24 protein-coding genes and 1 tRNA gene are annotated in these 19,609 nt (G+C 65.6%); 8 read left to right on the forward strand and 17 right to left on the reverse strand.

Going from position 1 to position 19,609, the window contains the following annotated elements; genetic code table 11:
• The first annotated feature begins 9 nt into the window (after positions 1-9).
• Positions 10-1,452, forward strand: coding sequence for a heme biosynthesis protein HemY (locus RCAP_RS17375; protein ID WP_013069207.1), 1,443 nt, complete (start codon positions 10-12; stop codon positions 1,450-1,452).
• A gap of 43 nt (positions 1,453-1,495) precedes the next feature.
• Positions 1,496-1,571: transfer RNA gene (locus RCAP_RS17380), tRNA-Thr, on the forward strand.
• An 83-nt stretch (positions 1,572-1,654) separates the two neighbouring features.
• On the opposite strand, the gene RCAP_RS17385 is transcribed toward RCAP_RS17380, so the two are convergent.
• Genes RCAP_RS17385 through RCAP_RS17425 form a run of 9 tightly spaced genes read right to left on the reverse strand, consistent with a single transcriptional unit; the run spans position 1,655 to position 6,265 of the window.
• Positions 1,655-2,209: a flagellar basal body-associated FliL family protein gene (locus RCAP_RS17385; protein ID WP_013069208.1), complete on the reverse strand. Its 555-nt coding sequence runs from the start codon at positions 2,207-2,209 to the stop codon at positions 1,655-1,657.
• A gap of 7 nt (positions 2,210-2,216) precedes the next feature.
• Positions 2,217-2,942, reverse strand: a complete 726-nt coding sequence (gene flgH, locus RCAP_RS17390) for a flagellar basal body L-ring protein FlgH (protein WP_013069209.1) — start codon at positions 2,940-2,942, stop codon at positions 2,217-2,219.
• Positions 2,943-2,953: 11 nt separating this feature from the next.
• Positions 2,954-3,379 (reverse strand): flagellar basal body P-ring formation chaperone FlgA, encoded by a 426-nt coding sequence (gene flgA, locus RCAP_RS17395; RefSeq protein ID WP_013069210.1) that lies wholly within the window; start codon positions 3,377-3,379, stop codon positions 2,954-2,956.
• Positions 3,379-4,164: a flagellar basal-body rod protein FlgG gene (gene flgG / locus RCAP_RS17400; RefSeq protein ID WP_013069211.1), complete on the reverse strand. Its 786-nt coding sequence runs from the start codon at positions 4,162-4,164 to the stop codon at positions 3,379-3,381. The genes flgA and flgG overlap by 1 nt, the downstream gene beginning before the upstream one ends.
• Before the next feature lie 12 nt (positions 4,165-4,176).
• On the reverse strand, positions 4,177-4,890 hold the full coding sequence (locus RCAP_RS17405) for a flagellar hook-basal body complex protein (protein ID WP_013069212.1): 714 nt from the start codon (positions 4,888-4,890) through the stop codon (positions 4,177-4,179).
• Positions 4,891-4,893: 3 nt separating this feature from the next.
• On the reverse strand, positions 4,894-5,160 hold the full coding sequence (locus RCAP_RS17410) for a flagellar biosynthetic protein FliQ (protein WP_013069213.1): 267 nt from the start codon (positions 5,158-5,160) through the stop codon (positions 4,894-4,896).
• A 1-nt stretch (position 5,161) separates the two neighbouring features.
• On the reverse strand, positions 5,162-5,458 hold the full coding sequence (fliE, locus tag RCAP_RS17415; RefSeq protein ID WP_013069214.1) for a flagellar hook-basal body complex protein FliE: 297 nt from the start codon (positions 5,456-5,458) through the stop codon (positions 5,162-5,164).
• Between the two features lie 22 nt (positions 5,459-5,480).
• The gene (gene flgC / locus RCAP_RS17420; protein ID WP_013069215.1) at positions 5,481-5,876 is read right to left on the reverse strand and encodes a flagellar basal body rod protein FlgC; all 396 of its coding nucleotides are present in this window, start codon (positions 5,874-5,876) and stop codon (positions 5,481-5,483) included.
• A gap of 2 nt (positions 5,877-5,878) precedes the next feature.
• Entirely contained in the window at positions 5,879-6,265 is a 387-nt protein-coding gene (locus tag RCAP_RS17425) for a FlgB family protein (RefSeq protein WP_013069216.1), read from the reverse strand.
• A 93-nt stretch (positions 6,266-6,358) separates the two neighbouring features.
• Here RCAP_RS17425 and RCAP_RS17430 point away from each other — a divergent pair, with 93 nt between their 5' ends.
• The gene (locus tag RCAP_RS17430; protein ID WP_013069217.1) at positions 6,359-7,681 is read left to right on the forward strand and encodes a FliI/YscN family ATPase; all 1,323 of its coding nucleotides are present in this window, start codon (positions 6,359-6,361) and stop codon (positions 7,679-7,681) included.
• Positions 7,682-7,700: 19 nt separating this feature from the next.
• Here RCAP_RS17430 and RCAP_RS17435 read toward each other — a convergent pair whose 3' ends face one another.
• The 6 genes from RCAP_RS17435 to RCAP_RS17460 all read right to left on the reverse strand — a co-directional run bounded on the left by RCAP_RS17435 (position 7,701) and on the right by RCAP_RS17460 (position 11,425).
• Positions 7,701-8,528, reverse strand: a complete 828-nt coding sequence (locus RCAP_RS17435) for a DUF1217 domain-containing protein (protein WP_013069218.1) — start codon at positions 8,526-8,528, stop codon at positions 7,701-7,703.
• Positions 8,525-8,929 (reverse strand): flagellar biosynthesis repressor FlbT, encoded by a 405-nt coding sequence (flbT, locus tag RCAP_RS17440; RefSeq protein WP_013069219.1) that lies wholly within the window; start codon positions 8,927-8,929, stop codon positions 8,525-8,527. The genes RCAP_RS17435 and flbT overlap by 4 nt, the downstream gene beginning before the upstream one ends.
• On the reverse strand, positions 8,926-9,303 hold the full coding sequence (gene flaF, locus RCAP_RS17445) for a flagellar biosynthesis regulator FlaF (RefSeq protein ID WP_013069220.1): 378 nt from the start codon (positions 9,301-9,303) through the stop codon (positions 8,926-8,928). Before flaF ends, flbT begins: the two co-directional genes overlap by 4 nt.
• 85 nt (positions 9,304-9,388) lie before the next feature.
• Positions 9,389-10,585: a flagellin gene (locus RCAP_RS20095; protein WP_013069221.1), complete on the reverse strand. Its 1,197-nt coding sequence runs from the start codon at positions 10,583-10,585 to the stop codon at positions 9,389-9,391.
• 209 nt (positions 10,586-10,794) lie between these two features.
• Positions 10,795-11,139 carry a hypothetical protein gene (locus tag RCAP_RS17455; protein ID WP_013069222.1) on the reverse strand — a complete coding sequence of 115 codons (345 nt, stop codon included), beginning with the start codon at positions 11,137-11,139 and terminating at the stop codon, positions 10,795-10,797.
• Entirely contained in the window at positions 11,129-11,425 is a 297-nt protein-coding gene (locus RCAP_RS17460; protein ID WP_013069223.1) for a rod-binding protein, read from the reverse strand. Before RCAP_RS17460 ends, RCAP_RS17455 begins: the two co-directional genes overlap by 11 nt.
• A 14-nt stretch (positions 11,426-11,439) precedes the next feature.
• Between RCAP_RS17460 and RCAP_RS17465 the strand changes: the two genes are divergently transcribed.
• Together RCAP_RS17465 and RCAP_RS17470 are read left to right on the forward strand one after the other, a co-directional pair.
• Complete coding sequence (locus RCAP_RS17465) at positions 11,440-14,346, forward strand: flagellar hook-length control protein FliK (RefSeq protein WP_131618272.1); 2,907 nt, start codon at positions 11,440-11,442, stop codon at positions 14,344-14,346.
• 11 nt (positions 14,347-14,357) lie between these two features.
• A complete protein-coding gene (locus tag RCAP_RS17470) occupies positions 14,358-15,035 on the forward strand; it encodes a flagellar hook assembly protein FlgD (protein ID WP_013069225.1) in 678 nt (225 codons plus the stop codon).
• Here RCAP_RS17470 and ubiB read toward each other — a convergent pair whose 3' ends face one another.
• Both ubiB and ubiE read right to left on the reverse strand, forming a co-directional pair.
• Positions 15,036-16,559 (reverse strand): 2-polyprenylphenol 6-hydroxylase, encoded by a 1,524-nt coding sequence (ubiB, locus tag RCAP_RS17475; protein WP_013069226.1) that lies wholly within the window; start codon positions 16,557-16,559, stop codon positions 15,036-15,038. It lies immediately after the preceding gene.
• Between the two features lies 1 nt (position 16,560).
• Positions 16,561-17,313, reverse strand: coding sequence for a bifunctional demethylmenaquinone methyltransferase/2-methoxy-6-polyprenyl-1,4-benzoquinol methylase UbiE (gene ubiE / locus RCAP_RS17480; protein WP_013069227.1), 753 nt, complete (start codon positions 17,311-17,313; stop codon positions 16,561-16,563).
• A 75-nt stretch (positions 17,314-17,388) separates the two neighbouring features.
• Here ubiE and mutM point away from each other — a divergent pair, with 75 nt between their 5' ends.
• From mutM to rpsT, 3 genes are all read left to right on the forward strand, one after another.
• Positions 17,389-18,234, forward strand: coding sequence for a bifunctional DNA-formamidopyrimidine glycosylase/DNA-(apurinic or apyrimidinic site) lyase (mutM, locus tag RCAP_RS17485; protein ID WP_013069228.1), 846 nt, complete (start codon positions 17,389-17,391; stop codon positions 18,232-18,234).
• Between the two features lie 81 nt (positions 18,235-18,315).
• Complete coding sequence (locus tag RCAP_RS17490; RefSeq protein WP_013069229.1) at positions 18,316-19,092, forward strand: enoyl-CoA hydratase; 777 nt, start codon at positions 18,316-18,318, stop codon at positions 19,090-19,092.
• Positions 19,093-19,241: 149 nt separating this feature from the next.
• Positions 19,242-19,508 (forward strand): 30S ribosomal protein S20, encoded by a 267-nt coding sequence (gene rpsT, locus RCAP_RS17495; protein WP_013069230.1) that lies wholly within the window; start codon positions 19,242-19,244, stop codon positions 19,506-19,508.
• Positions 19,509-19,609: the final 101 nt, after the last annotated feature.

Here is a 19,609-nt window from a genome sequence, read left to right on the forward strand (position 1 = left end):
GGGACGGCGATGATCTGGTCTTTCATTAAAATCTCGCTGTTCGTCGCCGTCGTGGTCGGGCTCGCCTTTGGCGCCGCCTGGCTTTCGGATCTGGGCGAAACCATCCGCATCATCGCCTTCGGGATCGAGCTGAACCTGGGCGCGCTGCAAGCGGTGATCCTGATCGGGCTTGCCATCCTGACGATCTGGCTGGCGCTGAAAGTGCTGGGCTTCGTCTTCGCCTTCATCCGCTTCGTGACCGGCGATGAAACCGCGATCAGCCGCTATTTCGACCGCAACCGCGAGCGCAAGGGCTATGAGGCCCTGGCCGAGGGGATGCTGGCCGTCGCCTCGGGCGAATCGAAGCTGGCGGCCTCGAAGGCGAGCAAGGCCGAGCGCTACCTGCGCCGTCCCGAGCTGACCAACCTTCTGACCGCGCAGGCGGCAATGATGAACGGCGATACCCGCAAGGCCGAAGAGGTCTATCGCAAGCTTCTGGCCGATCAGCGCACGCGCTTTGTCGGCGTGCAGGGGCTGTTGTCGCAGAAACTGGCCGAGGGCGACACCGATACCGCGGTGAAGCTGGCGCAAAAGGCCTTTGCGCTCAATCCGAAGAACCTCGAGGTGCAGAACACGCTGTTCAAGCTGCAGACCGAGGTCGGCGACTGGAAAGGCGCGCGCGACGTGCTGCTTGCCAAGATGCGTCAGGGGCAGCTGCCGAAAGACGTGCACAAGCGCCGCGATGCGGTGCTGGCGCTGCAGGAGGCCAAGGCGGTGCTGGATGGCGGCACCTCGATCGAGGCGCAGGAAGCGGCGATTGCCGCGGCCAAGGCCTCGCCGGACCTGATTCCCGCGGCGGCGATGGCGGCCAAGGCGCATTACGACAAGGGCGATGCGAAATCGGCAACCCGCGTGCTGCTGAAAGCCTGGGAGGCACAGCCGCATCCGGATCTGGCGGCGGTCTTCGCCTCGATGGTGCCGGGCGAATCGGCGACCGAGCGGCTCAAGCGCTTCGAAAAGCTGCTCTCCTTGCGCCCCGATCACGAGGAAACCCGGCTGCTGCGCGCCGAGCTTTGCATCGCGGCCGAGGATTTCCCGGCGGCGCGGCGGGCGCTGGGCAATCTGGTCGAGGCGAACCCGACCTCGCGCGTGCTGACGCTGATGGCGGCGATCGAACGCGGCGAGGGCGAGGATGACGCGGTGGTGCGCGGCTGGCTGGCCAAGGCGCTGACGGCGCCGCGCGGCAAGCAATGGTGCTGCGACAAGTGCCAGAACATCCAGTCGCAATGGGGCCCGGTCTGCGACAATTGCGGCGGTTTCGACACGCTGAGCTGGCGCGAACCGGCGCATAACAACATGCCCCTGCCCAATGGCGCCGAGATGCTGCCGCTGATCGTGGCCAAGGGCACGAAAGCCGATGCGGGGGCAACTCTTGAAGGAACCGCCCGCGCTTTGAACGAACGCGAAAAATAGGGCTACACATCCCCGCAAGGGCGTGCTAACTGCGCGCCACAGTGCCGGTGTAGCTCAGCTGGTAGAGCACGTCATTCGTAATGATGGGGTCGGGGGTTCGAGTCCCTTCACCGGCACCACTGAACAGGAAAGGCTGGCAACCCCGCGGTTGCCAGCCTTTTCGTTTGCCCCAGCCTTTTCGTTTGCCAAGGCGCGGAAGGGCTCAGTTCGAATCCTGCCGGGCGATGTCCGAGATCAGCACGTTCAGCACCAGATCCCCCAGAACGCTCTGCGAAGCTTCGGTCAGGGCGCGGCGCAGATCGGTCATGTTGGCCGTGTCGGTGAAGGAGCCCTCGAACCCGCCCGCATTGGCGTGATCGAACAGAACCTGCAGCAGAACATCGCGCAGCTTCGGCTCCGCGGCATAGACCTTTTCGGTGCTGCCCACCGTCACCTCAAGGCTGAGCGACAGCACGACCAGCGAGGCAACCGCGCCCTTCTTGATCACCGGAATGACGAACTGGTTGTTCAGCTTCACATATTCGATGGTCGGAACGGCCTCTTCGCCCTCGGCATGCTCGCCCTCGGCCGCGGCATGGTCCCCGGCGGCCTTCTCGGGCGCGGGTTTCGCCGGGGCCGGGGCCGCTTCGCCCTCGGCACCGGCTTCGGCAGCGACTTCCTCGGGCGGCGGTGGCGGCGGGCGCAGGAAATACCCCGCCGCCCCGCCTCCGGCGAGACCGATCACGGCAAGCAGAACGGGAAGAATGATCTTCAGCATGGCACCCTCAGAACGGAAGAAGGATATCGGAGACCTGCTGGCCGTAGCGCGGCTGCTGCACGTCGGTGATCTGGCCGCGGCCGCCATAGGAAATCCGCGCCCCGGCAATCTTGTCGTAGGTGATCTCGTTCTGCCGGCTGACATCCTCGGGCCGCACGAAGCCGGTGACGATCAGTTCGCGCACTTCGAAATTGACCCGGACTTCCTGGCTGCCCTGGATCCGCAGCACGCCGTTCGGCAGCCGGTCCAGCACCGTCGCCGCCACCCGCAGCGTCAGCTTTTCCTTGCGCGCCACCGAGCCGTCGCCCTTGTAGGAGGAAGACGAGCCGGTTTCAAAGGCATCGGCCATGGTGGCGCCTTCGGGCAATTGCGCATCCAGCCGCTGCGGGATGCCGAACATCGACGGAATCCCCATCTTGTCCGAGCTTTTCCGCGACCGGCCCGAGGTGTTCGAAATCTCGGCCTTGTCGTCGATCTCGATCACCACCGTCAGGATGTCTCCGCGCGTCGCCGCCCGGCGGTCGCCCAGAAGCGAGCCACGGTTGCCCGACCACAGCGAGGCTTCCTGCGCCCGGGTCTGACGCAGCGCATCTTCGGGCAGCGGCGGGCTGTTCATCGCGAAAAATTCGTCGCTGCCTTCGACCGTGTTGAAATCCGGGGCCTTGCCGACCTGTTCAAGCCGACCACAGGCCGCCAGCGAAAGGGCCATGAAAACGAAAAGGAGGGAACGCATGAGACAGGCTTTCAGTGAGGTTGGACGTAGGCGACGCCATCGGCGCCGAGCTGGGCGAACAGCGTCGCCTTGGACGTGATGTTCATCACCCGGATCGTGTCGCCCACGGCGCCGCGATCCAGCGCCCGGCCCTCGGTGAGGATCGAGAGGCTGCCGTCGCGATAGGCCAGCGGCACCATCTGATTGCGTTCGATCACCGCGGGCGCCACCAGATCTGCGGCGCTGATCGGCTGTTGCGGATAGATCGCGGTCCGGGTCTCGAGGCCGACCGCCGACAGCGGATCGGTCAGCGCCCCGGGCACGTCTTCCTCGGAGAGCGCCAGATCCGATTCGGTGATCACGGTCTGCGCCCGCAGGGTGCGCGCGGCAACGACCGACCCGGCCTCGGCAAGGGCGGGCAGCGTCAGCAGGACAAGGGCAAGGGTCAGACGGATCATCAGCGCACCTGTGTCGTCGCTTGCAGCATCTCGTCGGCGGCGGTGATCACCTTGGCGTTCATCTCGTAGCCGCGCTGCGCCTTGATCAGCTCGGTGATCTCGCGCACCGCATCGACCGAACTTTCCTCGAGATAGCCCTGCTTGATCACCCCAAGCCCGTCGGTTCCCGGCGCGGCCACGGTCGGCGCCCCCGAGGCTTCGGTTTCCAGAAACAGGTTCGAGCCGATCGCTTCGAGCCCTTTTTCGTTGGTGAACCCGGCCAGCGTGATCTGCCCCAGCAGCTGCGGCTGCACCTGGTTGGTGAAATAGGCGTAAACCTCGCCCGCGGCATTGATCGAGATCGTCGTCGCATCATCGGGCAGGGTGATCCCCGGCACCACCGGATAGCCGTCCGAGGTGACGATCTGCCCGTCGGCCGAGCGTTTGAGACCGCCGTCGCGGGTATAGGCAGAGGCCCCCGAAGGCAGGGTCACCTCAAGAAAGCCATAGCCGTCGATCGCCAGATCGAGATCGCCGCCGGTGGAGGCCAGCGGCCCCTGCGCCAGGGTGATGCTGACCGCGGTCGAGCGCACGCCCAGACCGATCTGCACGCCCGCGGGAACGATGGTGCCGTCGTTGGCGGTGATCGTGCCCGGGCGGGTCGCCTGCTGATACATCAGATCGGCGAATTCGGCGCGGCGGGCGTTGTAGCCCGTCGTCGACATGTTGGCGAGGTTGTTCGAGATGACTTCGACCCGCATCTGCTGGGCGCTCATCCCGGTGGCGGCAATCTGCAGGGCGCGCATCGGGTGTTTCCTTTACTTCAGCGTCGAGATGACGTTGCGAATCCGTTCGTCCTCGCGGTCGAGGAAGGTTTGGCCCAGTTCATAGGCCCGCTGCACTTCGACCATCCGGGCGATTTCCCGCACCGGATCGACGTTCGACTGTTCGACCGCCCCCTGCATGACCCGGGCATTCTCGGCCGGAACGGTGCCTTCGGGCACGGCGAATCGGGTGCCCGCCTGCAGGCTGATCGAGGTGGAATTCTGCGGCTCGTAAAGGCCAAGCTGCGCCAGCGGCTGCCCCTTGGCCGAAAGCGTGCCATCTTCTCCGACGGCGATCGGCCCCTGATCGGCGGGCAGGAAGATCGCCGAACCGCCGTTGTCGAGCACGCGGAACCCTTCGGGCGTGACCAGCTCGCCCTCGGGCGAGCGCAGGAAACTGCCCGCCCGGGTCAGCTGATTGCCCTCGGGCGTCTCGATCATGAAGAAGCCCTCGCCCTGGATGGCGAAATCGAGCTGGTTTCCGGTCGAGGCGACGGCGCCGCTGTCGAAATCGATGGTGCGGCCGCTGGCATGGGCCATCGAGAGCGAGGCTTCATCCCCGTCAAGGGAATCGACATATTCCGAAAACACCACCCCCTCGCGGCGGAAGCCGGTGGTGTTGACGTTGGCCATGTTGTTGGCGACGACCTGCATTTCCTGCATCAGGCCGGATTGGCGCGCCAGGGCGGCATAGATCGTGTTGTCCATGGCTCAGCTTCCGACGATGAGCGGGATGATCCCGGAGGTGAAGAAATCGACGAGGGTTTCGGACATGAAGGACATCGACACCCAGTAGACGACCAGCATGGCCCCCACCTTCGGCACGAAGGTCAGCGTCATTTCCTGAACCGAGGTGAGCGCCTGAAAGAGGCCGATGGCGACCCCGGCGACGAGTGCCACGACGAGCATCGGCGCCGAGATCATCACTGCTATCCAGAGCCCTTCCCGCATCGCGTCAAAAAAGACGAGATCGGGCATCTTACACCGGCATCCGGAGGATTTCCTGATAGGCCTCGACGACCTTGTTGCGCACCGTCACCGCGGTCTCGACCGCAAGTTCGGTCTGGGCGAGCGCCTGCACGAGCGTGTGCGGATCGGCATTGCCGAGCATGGCGGCTTTCGCCGTATCCTCGCTTTGCTGCATCGTTTCGAGGAAGCTCGTGGCGATCTTGCCCAGCCCCCCGTCCCGATCCGCGGTGGAATTTCCGGCAAGCGGGGTGGCCGCCGAACGCGCCTGGGCATAGCCCTGGGTCGCAAGAGAAGTCTTGATGTCCATTCTGGACCTCCGTCTTCAGGTTTCAACGACGCAGCAGCTCCATCAGCGCCGACGACATCTGCCGGGTCTGATCGAACATTCTGAGGTTCGCCTCGTAGCTGCGCTGCGCTTGACGCGCGTCTGCAATTTCGACCACCAGATCGACATTCGAGCCGTCGTAGTAGCCGTTCTCGTCGGCCAGCGGGCTGCCCGGGTCATAGATCCGGGCGAGTTCCTTCTGGTCGAGTTCGACAGGACCGAGTTCGACCCCGGTTGCCCCGCCGTCCTTCTGCGCCGCAAGTTCCTCGAAGCGGACCACCTTGCGGTGGTAGCCGGGGGTGTCGGCATTCGCGATGTTCTCCGAGACATGGCGCAGGCGCATCGATTGCGCCTTCAGGCCGGATGCGGAGACCGAAAGAGTGGAAGTGAAATCGCCCATGATCAGCCCCGGCCAAGGCTGGCGCGCAGCACGTTGAGGGAGGATTTGTAGATCGCGAGGGCGCGGTCATGCTGCCGTTTGACATCGACGGCCTTGACCATCTCGTCCTCGATCGACACGCCGTTTCCGTCGGGCGAGCTCGAATCGGGGGCCGGATCCTCGATCACGGACACCGTATAGGACCCGTTGGCGCCGAGATGGCCGGGCCGGGTGGCCCGCATCGGCTGTGCATGTTCCGTCCGGTAGCTGTCGGCGAAGGACACGACATCCTTGGCCCGGTAACCGGGGGTATCGGCGTTCGCGACATTGGTCGCGACCACCCCTTCACGCAGGGCCGCATGGCGGGCCATGGCCTGCGACATCTGAAAGACTTCGAGTTTTTCGAACATCGGGGTTTCTCCTCCGAGCTATCAACCAAGGCTTAAGAGAGAATCGTTTAAAAAGCGTTTCAAGAACACCGAACCGAAGACACGGGGGCCAGAATGGCGTTGAACGGACTCGAACGGCTGCAGGCGGAAATCGCGGATCTGGGGGCAGTGCACCCGGTCGGGCGGGTTTTCGAAGTGGGCAAGGGCACGATCGAGGTCAGCGGCCTGACCACGCGGGCGACGCTGGGCGACAGGGCGCGAATCCATGCCCAGTCCGGCCCGGTCTTCGGCGCCGAGGTGATCGCGCTGCGCCGGGGCGCGGTGACGCTGCTGGCCGATTGCGCGGTCGAGGGCGTGGCCATCGGCGATCGCGTCGAGGTGCTGGGCCAGGCCGGAATCGCCCCCGACGACAGCTGGATCGGGCGCATCGTCGATCCTTTCGGACGGCCGCTGGATGGCCGCCCGCTGCTGCGCGGCGGTCACGACCGCAACATCCGCGCCACCCCCCCGCCCGCCGCCTTCCGCCGCCGTCTGGGCGAGCGGGTCGAGACCGGGCTTGATGCGTTCAACACGCTGTTGCCGCTGGTGCGCGGGCAGCGCATCGGCCTCTTTGCGGGCTCGGGCGTCGGCAAATCCTCGCTGCTGGCGAAATTCGCCAAGGGGGTCGCGGCCGATGTCGTGGTGATCGCCCTGATCGGCGAGCGCGGCCGCGAGCTGCGCGAATTCGTCGAAAAGACGCTGGGACCGGAGGGCATGGCGCGGTCGGTGATCGTCGCGGCGACCTCGGACCAGTCGCCTCTGGTCCGGCGCCGCTGCGGCTGGGCGGCGATGACGGTGGCCGAATACTTCCGCGATCAGGGCAAGCATGTGCTGTTTCTGGCCGACAGCGTGACCCGCTTTGCCGAGGCGCATCGCGAAGTGGCGCTGGCGGCGGGGGAACCGCCCAGCCTGCGCGGCTATCCGCCCTCGACCTCGCATCAGATCATGTCGCTGGCGGAACGGTCGGGCCCCGGGATGGAGGGGGCCGGAGACATCACCGCGGTATTTTCGGTGCTGGTGGCGGGATCGGACATGGAAGAGCCGGTGGCCGACATCCTGCGCGGCACGCTTGATGGCCACGTGGTGCTGGATCGCGGCATCGCCGAACGCGGCCGATTCCCGGCCATCGATCTGCTGCGTTCGGTGTCGCGGTCGCTGCCGGAGGCTGCAACCCCGGCCGAAAACGAGCTGATCGCCAAGGCGCGCAAGCTTCTGGGTGCCTATGACCGGGCCGAGATGATGATCCAGGCGGGTCTTTATGCGGCAGGCAGCGATCCGGTGATCGACGCCGCGATCAAGGTCTGGCCCGCGCTGGACGGGTTTCTGGCCCGCGATGCGGCCGATGGCACGCGTTCGAGCTTTTCGCGGCTCAGCCTCGCGCTGGCAGCTGCCGGGTGAGATCCCGGCAGAGCCGCCCTCAGACGCGTTTCGACAGCAAAGAGGTGTAAGAGCTGCCCGCCTGCAGCAATTGCAGCGCGACACTGCCGGAGGAGGTCGTGCTGTTCGTCTCGAGCTGCGAGCGCACCAGATAAAGCCGGATGGTCTTCTCCATCACCGCGCTGTCCGAGAAGGTGGAGAAATCGGAACTGCCCAGAACGGATTTCGCCTTCTGGGTATAGATGACCAGCTGCTGATCGACATCCAGCGAGCTGACGCTTTCGGGCAGGCCAAGGGCCGTCCGCATCACCGTGCTGAGCGACTTCGAGCCGATCACCGAATACCATTTCGCATTGTTGGTGCTGGAGGAGGCGACCAGTTCGCCCAGATCGCGCTGCGCCGCCATCGCAAGGCGATAGCTCTCGTCACTCTCGCCGACGGCGGTTTCGAACTGCCGGGTCTCGTATTTGCTCAGGATCTCGTCGGCAAAACCGCTGGTCTGCGTGCGGGGCGCGTCGGGCGTGTCGCCAAAGCCGAAAGCGGTCGCCAGTTTGAGATAGGTCTTGTCGGCCAGCTTGTTGGCAAGCCCGGTCTTGTCGTCCGCGGCGGTTTCCAGAACCTTGCGGATGAAGAACTTGTTGTCGATGTCCGAGTCGAGCCCGAAGGCGCCCAGCGCCACTTTCAGCAGCCGACGATCGGAGACCAGATCCTCGGCCGTGGTGATCGAGCCGATCTTGGCGCGAAAATAATCTTCGTCACGCTTGATGTCGGCAGAGGCGGCAAAAGCCGCCTTCTGCTTTTCCATGGTCCGGTTCAGAAGCTTCCAGCCCGCGTAACCGCTGGCCGGAATGACCGGCGTGTAGCTCATGCGCTTCCGGCGGCGAGGAGCCGCTCCTCCCTTGGCAAAAGCGCGCGCAGCGATTTCAGCGCCTGATAATGCTGGTCTTCCAGCACGGCGGCCGTCGCCTGGGTCAGATGCGCCCGGCTGTCATGATCGGTCAGCACCTGGCTGAGCTGTTCGATGCCGCGCAGAAGCTGCATCCGCGCTTCCGAGGAGTCGGCATCGCCCGAGAGCACGAGCTGCGCGATGTAGCACACGCGCCGCACCGGGGTATTGACCTCTTCGGGGTGGATGGCGTCGCGCAGGCGCAGGATATGCGCATTGGGCGTCATGATCGCGAGGCGCGAGCGGCGGTCGCCATTTTCAATGACCGCGCCATTGATCAGGACGCGTTCCTTCGGGGCAAGTTTCAGGACAAGACCGGTCATTCCGCACCGCCCTCGCGACGCAGACCGCGCATGATCGCGGTGTTGATGTCGATCAGCACATCGATCGAGGCCTCGCCCTTGAGGACCTTCGCGCTATGCGCCTGGGTGAACTGGTTGAGGTAGAAGATGCGCGCACGCAGCGTATCGGGGAGTTCGTTGTCGGGCAGAGCGACATCGACGGCAAGCGTCGTCCACAGACGACGGTTGTCATAAAGGGCCCGCACGACGGCGGGGAAATTCGATTTATCCAGACCTGCCGCCTGTTTCAGACGGTGCGTCACACGCGCGAAGATTTCATATTCAGTGCCGCGCAGGGTACGGGTGGGCTGACCGGGGTTTGCATAGGCCGTTTTGGCCAGAATCGTGGCGTTCACAGGAATACCTTCCAGTGGCGAGAGGGGTCAGATCGCGGCTTTGCCGCGGGAAGAGGGGGCGCCCTCGAGGCGCCCCCGAAAGTCATTACTTGAAGAGCGACAGGATCGATTGCGGTTGCTGGTTGGCGATCGACAGCGACTGGATGCCCAGCTGCTGCTGCGTTTGCAGCGCTTGCAGACGCGCCGAAGCCTCTTCCATGTCGGCGTCGACAAGGGCACCGATGCCGGTCTTCAGCGCATCGCCCAGATCGCTGACGAAGGTCGCCTGGCTTTCGATCCGCGATTCGACGGCACCGAAGGCCGCAGCGGCATCGATGGCGCCGTTGATCATCGACTCGATCTCGGCCACGGTGTTGGACGAGGTGAAGCCGTTCAGCCCCGCCAGCGGACCGGAGCCCGCCGCGTTGATCGCGACGCTCATGTTGACACCGAGCGTGTTGGCGGCATCGACGTTGATCGTCAGGTCGGCAGCGTTGGCGGCCGGATCATAGGTCGCGGTGATCCCGCTCATCCCGGCGCCCATCACCTGGCTGAACAGGTTCGCGGTCGCGACTTCGTTCACGTCCGAGCCCGAGTCCACGTCGGCCTGCGAGACGGTGTAGCTGAAGCTGCGGTCGCCGATCGCCAGAGTGACGGTTTCACCCGCGGCCATGCCGGAGAGCGCAAACCCTTCCGCAGCGCCCGCGGCAATGGCCGAAGCGCCCTTGTTCGTGCCCGCCGCGACGAAGTTCGTCGCGTTGGCACCGGCGGCAACCGCACCGGTCGCAACCGTGGTCGCGGTGGTGCTCATGTCCTGACGGGCGATGTTGATCGTGTTGGTCGAGACGGTGTTGCCCGAACGGTCGAGCGAGCCGAGGATCGTCTCGTTGCCCGACGAGCTGATCAGGTTGACGCCGTTGAACTGCGCGCCGCTGATCTTCGATTCGATCATGCTGACAAGTTCGCTGATCTCGTCGTCAAGCTTGCCGGTATCTGCCGACGGGTCCTGCGCGGCAACGATCTTTTCCTTGATCGTCTTCAGGTCATCGGTGATCGATTCCACCGCGGTCCGGGCCACCGACACCATCGACTGACCGGTGGCGAGGCTGGTCGAGACCGACTCGAAGCCGCTGACGTCCGATTCCATCACTTTCGAGATGGCCCAGACGGCCGAGTTGTCCTTGGCCGAAGCCACGGTCTTGCCGGTCGAGATTTCCGACTGGGTCTTGGCGAGGTTCGAGTTGATGCCCTTGAGGGTCTGCAGCGCGACCATCGCGCTGGTGTTGGTGTTGATGCTGGACATGTCAGGTCCTTCGTCTTTGGCGCTTTGCGCCGGGTTTCACTTGCCGTCGGTAAAACGGCGCCTACGGCTTTCTGACCCGTGCGGCCGCATCGCTGCTGAGCCGCGCCACCCCTCGGGATGCAGGGGAACCTTGGCATGCGAAGACCTAATGAAGTGCTAAGGCCGCCCTTTCGGACGGCCTTGGATAGTTCGGATTTTCGAAGAATGGTTTACGCCCGCCGTTCGACCGAGCCGCCCTCGGGGCTGATCCTGCGGGCCTTTCCGTGCTGATCATAGCTGGTATAGCTTTTCGAAGCCTCGCGGATCTCGGCCAGACGCGCCTGCACCGACCGCACGCCCTTGATCGCCGCATCCAGCAGACGCTGGTTCTCGATCGCCATTTCCTGCGCGCCAAGCAGCAGCCGCGCGGGGGTGCCCTTCAGCTCCTCCATCAACACCTCCTTGCGGGCGACAAGGTCCGGCAAGGCCGCGAATTCGGCATTGCGGATCACATCCTTCTCGAGGCGCAACAGGTCGATCAGCCGGGCGATCCGGTCCTCGGTTTCATTCTGCATGCTCCGCTCCTTTCTGCAGCGACTGGAAAATGCTCTCGGCAAGACCGATGCCACCGGACTTGACCATCATGCTGGCGTATTCATCGACGAGAAACGAGGCGAACTGCTCTTCTCCGATGCCGCCGTTGAAACCTTCCTGCGTCTTGCCAAGGCCGCTGTGCTTCAACATTTCGGCCAGAAAACTGGCCTCGAGCTCCTGCGCCTTCAGACGCAGGGCCTTTTCATCTGCAGCCTTGCGATCGGGCGCGGCCTGCGGGGGGGAGGCCATCAGGGGCCGGGTATCCATGGGAATCGCTCCAATTGAACCGATTTCGTTTTGTTCTCCCACAACGAGGTAAAGAAGCAGTAACCTCCTGCTGCCATTCTGCCCGGGTCACAGGCAGAAGTCGTGAGGTCATGAAAACACTCGCTCTCTCGGACCAGATCTCGTTCCTTTCCCCGATATCCCCGGCGGAGGGGGGTGGCCCTGCACGGGCCGCCGAAGCCCGAATCCTGCCCGAGGGCCAGGAAGCCTTCGAGACGATCCTGGCCGAATCGCCGCCGCAACCGGAGGGCTTTGCCGATCCGGTGGCCGATCCGTTGACGTCCCAGCCGGTGCCCGCGCAGGGCTTCGAAGCCGCCGCGGGGGCGCAGGATCTGGCCCGACCGACCGCCGAGGCGGCCGTCGTCGCCAGCATGCAAAGCATCTTGCAGATCCCGCCGGGCGCGGCCGAGGCCGCCAGCGTGCCGAACACCGTGCCGAACGCCGATCCCGGCCCGGCCCGCGCCAGGTCCGCCGACACGGCCGAAGCCGGAACGATCGTCGCGCCGTCTTTCCCGCATCGGCCGCACGGTCCCGCAACCGACCGGATCGCCGCAACCGACCGGAAGGCCGCGGCCGATTCGGCGCAGCCCGCCGCGGTCGCTGCCGCAAAAGACAGCCCGGCCAGCCCTGCGGGAGGGGCGGACCCCACCCCCGCCCCGGGGGAAGAGACGCGTCCGGCAGCAGAGGGCGCAGATACCGCCGCGACGCCCGTGCCGACCGGCGACAGCTCGGCGCTCAGGCTCTCGGCCGAGACCGAATCGCGCACGAGAGCGGCGCAGGCTTTTGCCACCATGGCCTCGATCGGCGCCGCGCCGCCGCCTGCCGGTCCGACAGCACAGGTGACCCGGACCGACACCACGCAGGTCGCCGCTCCGGTCAGGACCGCCCCGACCCAGCAGGCGATCCCGGTCGCGGGCATGACACCCGCAAACACGGTCAAGAACGTCCAGACCCCGCAGCCGATCCCGACCGCGGGCACGACGCCCGCGAACTCGGCCCAGAACGTCCAGACCCCGCAGCCAATCCCGACCGTGGGCGCTGCGCCCGCAAACACGGTCAAGAACGTCCAGACACCGCAGCCGATCCCGGCCGCGGTCACGACGCCTGCGAACACGGTCAAGAACGTCCAGACCCCGCAGCCGATCCCGGCCGCGGTCACGACGCCCGCGAACACGGTCCAGAACGTCCAGACCCCGCAGCCGATCCCGGCCGCGGTCACGCCGCCCGCAAACACGGTCCAGAGCGTCCAGACCCCGCAGCCGATCCCGGCCGCGGTCACGACGCCTGCGAACACGGTCAAGAACGCCCAGACCCCGCAACCGATCCCGGCCGCGGTCACGCCGCCCGCCGAAACGGCCCAGAACGTCCAGACACCGCAGCCGATCCCGGTCACGGTCACACCGCCCGCCAACGCGGCCGAGGGGGACCTGCCGCAGCCGACGCTTCGGGCGGCCGCCGAAAGTCCGCCCCTGGCCGCGCCGCAGACGGCGGCGGGCGACGCCCCCCAAGATCCGCGGACCGAGGCTCCCCTTCCCGCCGCGACAGCCCCCCGCCCGACCGAGGTTGCCACCGACGAACCCGAGGCGACGCGGCAAGAGTCGGCGCAATCTGATCGACCCGCAAAGATCCTTCCCGGTGCAGACGAGCCGCCTGCCCCGTCCGCTGCCACGGCGACACCGCCTCAAATGCCAGTCACTCCGGGCGCCCGGGCCACACAGCGACCGGAACTGACCGGCGTCGCAGCGGCGCAACAGCTTGCCACCGCCCCGATCGCGCCGCGGCAGAAGGCCGAGGCCGGGCAAGGCGGTCAGCCCAAGACACGCCCTGTCACCGAGATGTCCGGGCCCGGCGCCGGGCAGATCGCCGAACAGGTCAAGGACAAGACCCAGCCCGCACAGGCGGTCGCGCCCAATCCGCAACTCGGCACGGTCACGGTGCAAACGGTCGCCGCAGCGGAGATGCGGGCCCCTGCCGCGGCACGGCCCGCCGCCGAGACGGCCGCTGCAGTGGCCGCCGCAACGGCCAGCGTCCCGGCAACGAAAGCCTCGCTCGCCGAATCGCGGGTCAAGGCGGCGCTGGCAACCATGCCGACCGAGACCGAGGCCGACAGCGCGCCGGTCGCGGCAGGCACGCCGACGCCCGCCGCGGACAAGCCCGCCCCCGCGGCGCCGCTCGTGACCGCCGCAGCGCCGGTGGCCCCGCAACCGGCCCCCGGCCCGGTCGAGGCCCCGCCGCCGCGCGAAGCGCGCCTGCGCGAGACCCCGGAGGCGACCCCGATTCGCGACCGCGCGGCTTCCGCGGCGCAGGCCTCTGTCACGGAGATGGCCGTCAAGGCGACGGATACCGCCGCGGCCCCGGCCCCCGCCACGCCGGAGAGTTCCGTGCAGACGACCGCTTCCGGCGCGCCGATGTCCTTCTCTTCTCCTCTGGCAACCGAACGGGCGGGGTCTCTGACCGGCGGCAGCGAGGCGGCGGCGGCACATCGGGCCGCCAGCCCGCATGCGATCGCCCATCAGATGTCACAGGCCCTGGCCGATGCCGGAAACCGGACCGTCGAACTGACCCTGTCCCCCGAGGAACTCGGCAAGGTGCGGATGACCCTGACCAGCTCCGATGGCGCGATCACCGTCGCCGTGCAGGCCGAGCGTCCCGAAACCCTGGACCTGATGCGCCGCAACATCGACAGCCTGGCCCGCGATTTCCGCGACATGGGCTACTCGAACATCGGCTTCGATTTCGGCCAGCAGACCGATCAGCGCCCCTCGGCGCAGGAACGCGCCGCCGAATCGGCGCTGCCTTCCTCCCCGCCGGAGCGTGACGGCATCCCCCGCTTCGAGACCTTCCCCACCCCCCTGCAAGCCGCGTCCGGCACCGCTTCGGGCGGACTTGACCTGCGAATCTGAAAGAGAGCCCCATGACCACCGTTTCCAACACGAACACGTCGTCAAACACGAGCAGCTCGAGCAGCTCGCGCACGTCTTCCTCGACCGCGACCAGCGTCAGCTCCGATTACCAGATGTTCCTGAAACTGCTGACGACGCAGATGACGAACCAGGATCCGACCAGCCCGATGGACAGTGCCGATTACGCGGTGCAGCTGGCGACGTTCTCGCAGGTGGAACAGCAGGTGAAGACGAACACCCTGCTGACCAGCCTCGCCACGCAGATGGGCGTGATGGGGATGAGCGAATATGCCAACTGGGTGGGCATGGAGGCCCGTTCGGAATCGCCGGGCTATTTCGACGGCACCAATCCGGTGACGATCTCGCCGAACCCGGTCAAGGGCGCCGATGCCACCACCGTGGTGGTCAGCGATGCCGCGGGCAACGAAGTGTCGCGTTACACCATTCCGGTCTCGAGCGATTCGCTCGAATGGAACGGGACCGACGCCGATGGCAACGCGCTTCCGGCCGGAAGCTACACGTTCGAGCTGGAAAGCTATGACGACGGCAAGCTGCTGTCGACGGACCCGATCGAGACTTACAACCGGGTCGTCGAAGCCCAGGGCACCAGTGACGGGGCCGTTCTGGTTCTGGCCGGGGGCGCGACGGTCTCGACCGGGTCGATCTCGGCGCTGCGCGAGCCTGACTGATCAGATCAGCAGGCCCAGCGCCACACCGGCCGCCAGGATCAGCACCGCGCTGACCGCCCCCAAAGCCTGAGCCGTTTTCGGCTCGGGCTTTTCTTCGGGCTGCACCTGACGTTCCAGCGCCTTTTGCATCAGCTCGGGCAGTTGCGGCCCGAACCGGCCCAGCACCCGCGCCGTGCGGGTCAGATCGCGCAGGATGCCGCGCGGCCCGACATTCTCGCGGATGTAGCTTTCCACGACCGGCTTTGCGGTCTCCCACATGTTGATCCCGGGGTTGAGCGAGCGTGCCACCCCCTCGACCACCACCATCGTGCGCTGCAGCAAGATCAGCTCGGTCCGCGTCGCCATGCCGAACCGTTCCGTCACCTCGAAGAGATAGGCCAGCAGCCGCGCCATCGAGATCTGCTTGGCGTTCATCCCGAAGATCGGCTCACCCACCGCCCGCAGGGCAAGGGCGAATTGCACCACATCCTGATCGGGCGGAATGTAGCCCGCCTCGAAATGCACTTCGGCAACGCGGCGGTAATCGCGATGGATGAAGCCCATCAGGATTTCCGCGTAAACATGCCGGGTGTATTGGTCGATCTGGCCCATGATGCCGAAATCGAAGGCGATGATGTCGCCGTTTTCCGCCACCTTCAGGTTGCCCTGATGCATGTCGCCGTGGAAATAGCCGTCCCGCAGCGCATGGGACAGGAAGAGCTGCAACACCCGCGTGCCGATCGCGGTCACGTCATGGCCCGCGGCCTTCAGCGCCTCGGGGTCGCCCATCGGCAGCCCCTCGGCCCAGTCGATCACCATCACCCGACGGCTCGACAGCTGCCAGACCGGCAAGGGCACGCGGAAGCCCGCATCCTTTTCCGTATTGGCCGCGAATTGCGAGGCCGCGGCGGCTTCCAGCCGCAGGTCAAGCTCCCCGGCCACCAGATCTTCGAAATGCTTGATCACATCCGAAGGCCGCAGCCGCCGCGAAGCGGGCGAGAGCCGCTCGATCATGTCGGCGGCGAAATGGAAGGCGTCGATGTCGCGCTTGAAGGCCTTTTCGATGCCCGGCCGCAGCACCTTGACCGCGACCGTCTCGCCGGTCTCAATCAGCCGCGCCGAATGCACCTGCGCGATCGAGGCCGCCGCGACAGGTTCGGAAAACTCGGAGAAAATTTCCTCGACCGGACGGCCGTATTCCTCGGCCAGGGTCGCCTTGGCCAGAGCAATGTCAAAGGGCGGCAGACGGTCCTGCAGCACCCGCAGCTGGTTGGCCAGCTCCTCGCCCACCACATCGGGCCGGGTCGAAAGCACCTGACCCAGCTTGATATAGGCCGGGCCCAGCGCGGTGATCGCCCGCGTCACCGGCGGCAGCGCGGGATCGCCCGCATAGCCCAGCCATTTGAACGGCCAGCCCATGATGCGTGCGACAAGGCGCAGCCGCGGCGGCGCCTCCATCGCTTCCAGCGCCACGCGCATGGCGCCGGTCCGCTCGAAGGTTGCCCCCGTGCGGATCAGCCGCCACAGATTGTGCGGGCCGCGCATATTACACCTTCCAGCCCGAGTGCAGCGCCGCGATGCCCATGGAAAGATTGCGATATTTGACCTGGCTGAAACCGGCTTCGCGGATCATCGAGGCGAAGAGCTCCTGGTTCGGGAACTTGCGGATCGACTCGACCAGATATTGATAGCTGTCGCGGTCATTCGCCACGACCTGCCCCATCACCGGGATCACGTTGAAGGAATAGGCGTCGTAAACGGCCTGCATCAGATCGTTCGGGATCTGGCTGAATTCGAGCACCATCAGCCGCCCGCCCGGTTTCAGCACCCGGTAGGCTTCCTTCAGCGCATCGGGAATGCGGGTGACGTTGCGGATCCCGAAGGAGATCGTGTAAACGTCGAAGCTGTTGGATTCAAAGGGCAAATCCATCGCATCGCCAACAACCCAGTTCAGCCGCGAAGCCATGTTCTCGGCATCGGCGCGTTTTTGCCCCTCGATCAGCATCGATTCCGTCATGTCGCAGACGGTCGCGGTCGAGCCCTTGGCACGTTTCAGGAACCGAAACGCGATGTCGCCGGTGCCCCCCGCCACATCGAGCAGCTTCTGCTCGGGGCGCGGCGCCAGCCAGTCCATCATCGCATTCTTCCAGATCCGATGGATGCCCATGCTCATCAGATCGTTCATGATGTCGTATTTCGAGGCCACCCGCGAAAAGACGCCATGGACCATGCCGGCCTTGGCCTCTTCGTTCACCGTCTGGAACCCGAAATGAGTCGTCTTGGTCTGATCCGTGCTCATCTGCCCTTGCCGATCTTGAACTGTCCCCCTCCTTATAGGGTCGGTTTCAGCCATGACAATGCGACAGGAGCGAAAATGCCCGAACTGCCCGAGGTCGAGACGGTCCGACGCGGCCTGGCCCCCGCGATGGAGGGGCGGGTGATCGACCGGGCCGAGGTGAACCGCCCCGATCTGCGCTGGCCCCTGCCCGAAGCCATGGCCGAGCGGCTGACCGGGGCGCGGGTGGACCGGCTGCGGCGGCGCTCGAAATACATCCTGGCCGATCTGTCGACCGGGGAAAGCCTGCTCATTCATCTGGGCATGTCGGGGCGGATGCTGGTGTCCGGCGTGATGCTGGGCGATTTTCACCTGGATCATCCGGCGGCGCAAAAGCATGACCACGTGGTCTTGCACATGGAGGGGGGCGCCCGGGTCACCTTCAACGATGCGCGGCGGTTCGGGGCGATGGATCTTGTGCGCACCGACCGCGAGGCGGCGCATTGGCTTTTGGCCGGTCTTGGCCCCGAGCCTTTCGGCAATGACTTCAACGAGGCTTACCTGATCGACGCGCTGAAATCCCGCAAGAGCCCGATCAAGACCGCGCTTCTGGATCAGCATGTCGTCGCCGGGCTTGGCAATATCTATGTGTCGGAGGTGCTGTTCCGGGCGGGCATCGATCCGCGCCGGGCGGCAAACCGGATTGCGGCGGCGCGGCTGGCGGGGCTCGTGCCGCTCATCCGCGAGGTTCTGGCCGAGGCGATCGAAGCGGGCGGATCCTCCCTGCGCGATCATCGGCAGGCGGATGGGGAGCTTGGCTATTTCCAGCACAGCTTCCGCGTCTATGACCGCGAGGACGACCCCTGCCCCGCCTGCGCCACGCCGATCAAACGCATCGTGCAATCGGGACGGTCGAGTTATTTCTGCCCCGCCTGCCAGAAGTGACGCAGCGGCACTTCCGCGACGGCCGGTTGAGTTTCGGCCGCCGACTGATACCTCTGACCCATCACCAGCAAAGGGAATCCCATGTCTTACCAGACCCTGATCGTGGAGATCGCCGACGGCGTGGCGCTGATCCGGCTGAACCGGCCCGAAGCGCTGAACGCACTGAATTCCCAACTTCTCGGCGAACTGGCCGCGGCGCTGAGCACGCTGGACGCCGATCCGGCGGTGCGCTGCTTCGTGCTGACGGGCTCGGACAAGGCCTTTGCCGCGGGCGCCGACATCAAGGAAATGGCCGACAAGAGCTTTGTCGACATGCTCAAGCTGGATTTCTTCGGCACCGAGGGCGATGCGATCCTGCGCACGCGCAAACCGGTCATCGCGGCGGTGGCGGGCTATGCCTTGGGCGGCGGCTGCGAACTCGCCATGATGTGCGACTTCATTCTTTGCGCCGAGAATGCGAAATTCGGCCAGCCCGAGATCAATCTGGGCGTCGTCGCGGGCATCGGCGGCACGCAAAGGCTGACCCGTTTCGTCGGCAAGTCGAAGTCGATGGAAATGCATCTCACCGGCCGTTTCATGGACGCGGCCGAGGCGGAACGCTCGGGTCTTGTCAGCCGCGTGCTGCCGCTGGCCGATCTGCTGCCCGAGGCGCTGGCCACCGCGCGCAAGATCGCGGAGAAATCGGCGATTGCCACGATGGTGGCCAAGGATTGCGTCAACCGCGCCTATGAAACCACGCTGCGCGAAGGCGTGCTTTATGAACGCCGGGTGTTTCATGCGCTTTTCGCGACCGAGGATCAAAAGGAAGGCATGGCCGCCTTTGCCGAGAAGCGCCCGGCGAAATTCGCCGACAAATAAGGCCGAAAGGGGCTTTTCTTCACGCCCCTTTTGCCCTAAGGACCGCCGTTACATGCGCGTGAAGCCCGCTCAGGCTAGAATCATCCGGTTCGCTGGGACAACCGGGCTTTGCGCTATATATATTCGCTTCAGCCCGGGAATAGGGAAACATGGCCAACACGCCCCAGTCCAAGAAACGCGCTCGTCAGAACGAGCGTCGCAACGACATCAACAAAGCCCGCCGGTCGCGCATCCGCACCTTCCTGCGCAAGGTCGAAGAAGCGATCGCCTCGGGCGACGCCGGTGTGGCCAAGGCCGCCCTTGAAGCCGCGCAACCCGAACTGGCGCGCGGCATCACCAAAGGCGTGCTGCACAAGAACACCGTGGCCCGCAAGATGTCGCGTCTTTCGTCGCGCGTGAAGGCCCTGTCGAACTGATTTTCCGATCCCGGAAATTAATCTTCGTAAACGGCGTCCCAATCTTGGGGCGCCGTTTTATTTCTTTCATTTCAATGCCTTGGCAATAGAATTACCCCCCG

Source organism: Rhodobacter capsulatus SB 1003, from assembly GCF_000021865.1.
Taxonomy (GTDB): domain Bacteria; phylum Pseudomonadota; class Alphaproteobacteria; order Rhodobacterales; family Rhodobacteraceae; genus Rhodobacter; species Rhodobacter capsulatus_B.

What these genes read in the sequence shown, in the direction of transcription:
- RCAP_RS17405 (WP_013069212.1), bottom strand. Translation starts at nt 4,890, where the DNA reads ATGGACAACACGATCTATGCCGCCCTGGCGCGCCAATCCGGCCTGATG.
- flgG (WP_013069211.1), bottom strand. Translation starts at nt 4,164, where the DNA reads ATGCGCGCCCTGCAGATTGCCGCCACCGGGATGAGCGCCCAGCAGATG.
- RCAP_RS17410 (WP_013069213.1), bottom strand. Translation starts at nt 5,160, where the DNA reads ATGCCCGATCTCGTCTTTTTTGACGCGATGCGGGAAGGGCTCTGGATA.
- RCAP_RS20095 (WP_013069221.1), bottom strand. Translation starts at nt 10,585, where the DNA reads ATGTCCAGCATCAACACCAACACCAGCGCGATGGTCGCGCTGCAGACC.
- mutM (WP_013069228.1), top strand. Translation starts at nt 17,389, where the DNA reads ATGCCCGAACTGCCCGAGGTCGAGACGGTCCGACGCGGCCTGGCCCCC.
- RCAP_RS17425 (WP_013069216.1), bottom strand. Translation starts at nt 6,265, where the DNA reads ATGTTCGAAAAACTCGAAGTCTTTCAGATGTCGCAGGCCATGGCCCGC.
- rpsT (WP_013069230.1), top strand. Translation starts at nt 19,242, where the DNA reads ATGGCCAACACGCCCCAGTCCAAGAAACGCGCTCGTCAGAACGAGCGT.
- flgC (WP_013069215.1), bottom strand. Translation starts at nt 5,876, where the DNA reads ATGGGCGATTTCACTTCCACTCTTTCGGTCTCCGCATCCGGCCTGAAG.
- RCAP_RS17490 (WP_013069229.1), top strand. Translation starts at nt 18,316, where the DNA reads ATGTCTTACCAGACCCTGATCGTGGAGATCGCCGACGGCGTGGCGCTG.
- RCAP_RS17385 (WP_013069208.1), bottom strand. Translation starts at nt 2,209, where the DNA reads ATGCTGAAGATCATTCTTCCCGTTCTGCTTGCCGTGATCGGTCTCGCC.
- RCAP_RS17430 (WP_013069217.1), top strand. Translation starts at nt 6,359, where the DNA reads ATGGCGTTGAACGGACTCGAACGGCTGCAGGCGGAAATCGCGGATCTG.
- ubiE (WP_013069227.1), bottom strand. Translation starts at nt 17,313, where the DNA reads ATGAGCACGGATCAGACCAAGACGACTCATTTCGGGTTCCAGACGGTG.
- flgA (WP_013069210.1), bottom strand. Translation starts at nt 3,379, where the DNA reads ATGATCCGTCTGACCCTTGCCCTTGTCCTGCTGACGCTGCCCGCCCTT.
- fliE (WP_013069214.1), bottom strand. Translation starts at nt 5,458, where the DNA reads ATGGACATCAAGACTTCTCTTGCGACCCAGGGCTATGCCCAGGCGCGT.
- RCAP_RS17375 (WP_013069207.1), top strand. Translation starts at nt 10, where the DNA reads ATGATCTGGTCTTTCATTAAAATCTCGCTGTTCGTCGCCGTCGTGGTC.
- RCAP_RS17455 (WP_013069222.1), bottom strand. Translation starts at nt 11,139, where the DNA reads ATGCAGAATGAAACCGAGGACCGGATCGCCCGGCTGATCGACCTGTTG.
- ubiB (WP_013069226.1), bottom strand. Translation starts at nt 16,559, where the DNA reads ATGCGCGGCCCGCACAATCTGTGGCGGCTGATCCGCACGGGGGCAACC.
- RCAP_RS17470 (WP_013069225.1), top strand. Translation starts at nt 14,358, where the DNA reads ATGACCACCGTTTCCAACACGAACACGTCGTCAAACACGAGCAGCTCG.
- RCAP_RS17435 (WP_013069218.1), bottom strand. Translation starts at nt 8,528, where the DNA reads ATGAGCTACACGCCGGTCATTCCGGCCAGCGGTTACGCGGGCTGGAAG.
- flgH (WP_013069209.1), bottom strand. Translation starts at nt 2,942, where the DNA reads ATGCGTTCCCTCCTTTTCGTTTTCATGGCCCTTTCGCTGGCGGCCTGT.
- RCAP_RS17460 (WP_013069223.1), bottom strand. Translation starts at nt 11,425, where the DNA reads ATGGATACCCGGCCCCTGATGGCCTCCCCCCCGCAGGCCGCGCCCGAT.
- flbT (WP_013069219.1), bottom strand. Translation starts at nt 8,929, where the DNA reads ATGACCGGTCTTGTCCTGAAACTTGCCCCGAAGGAACGCGTCCTGATC.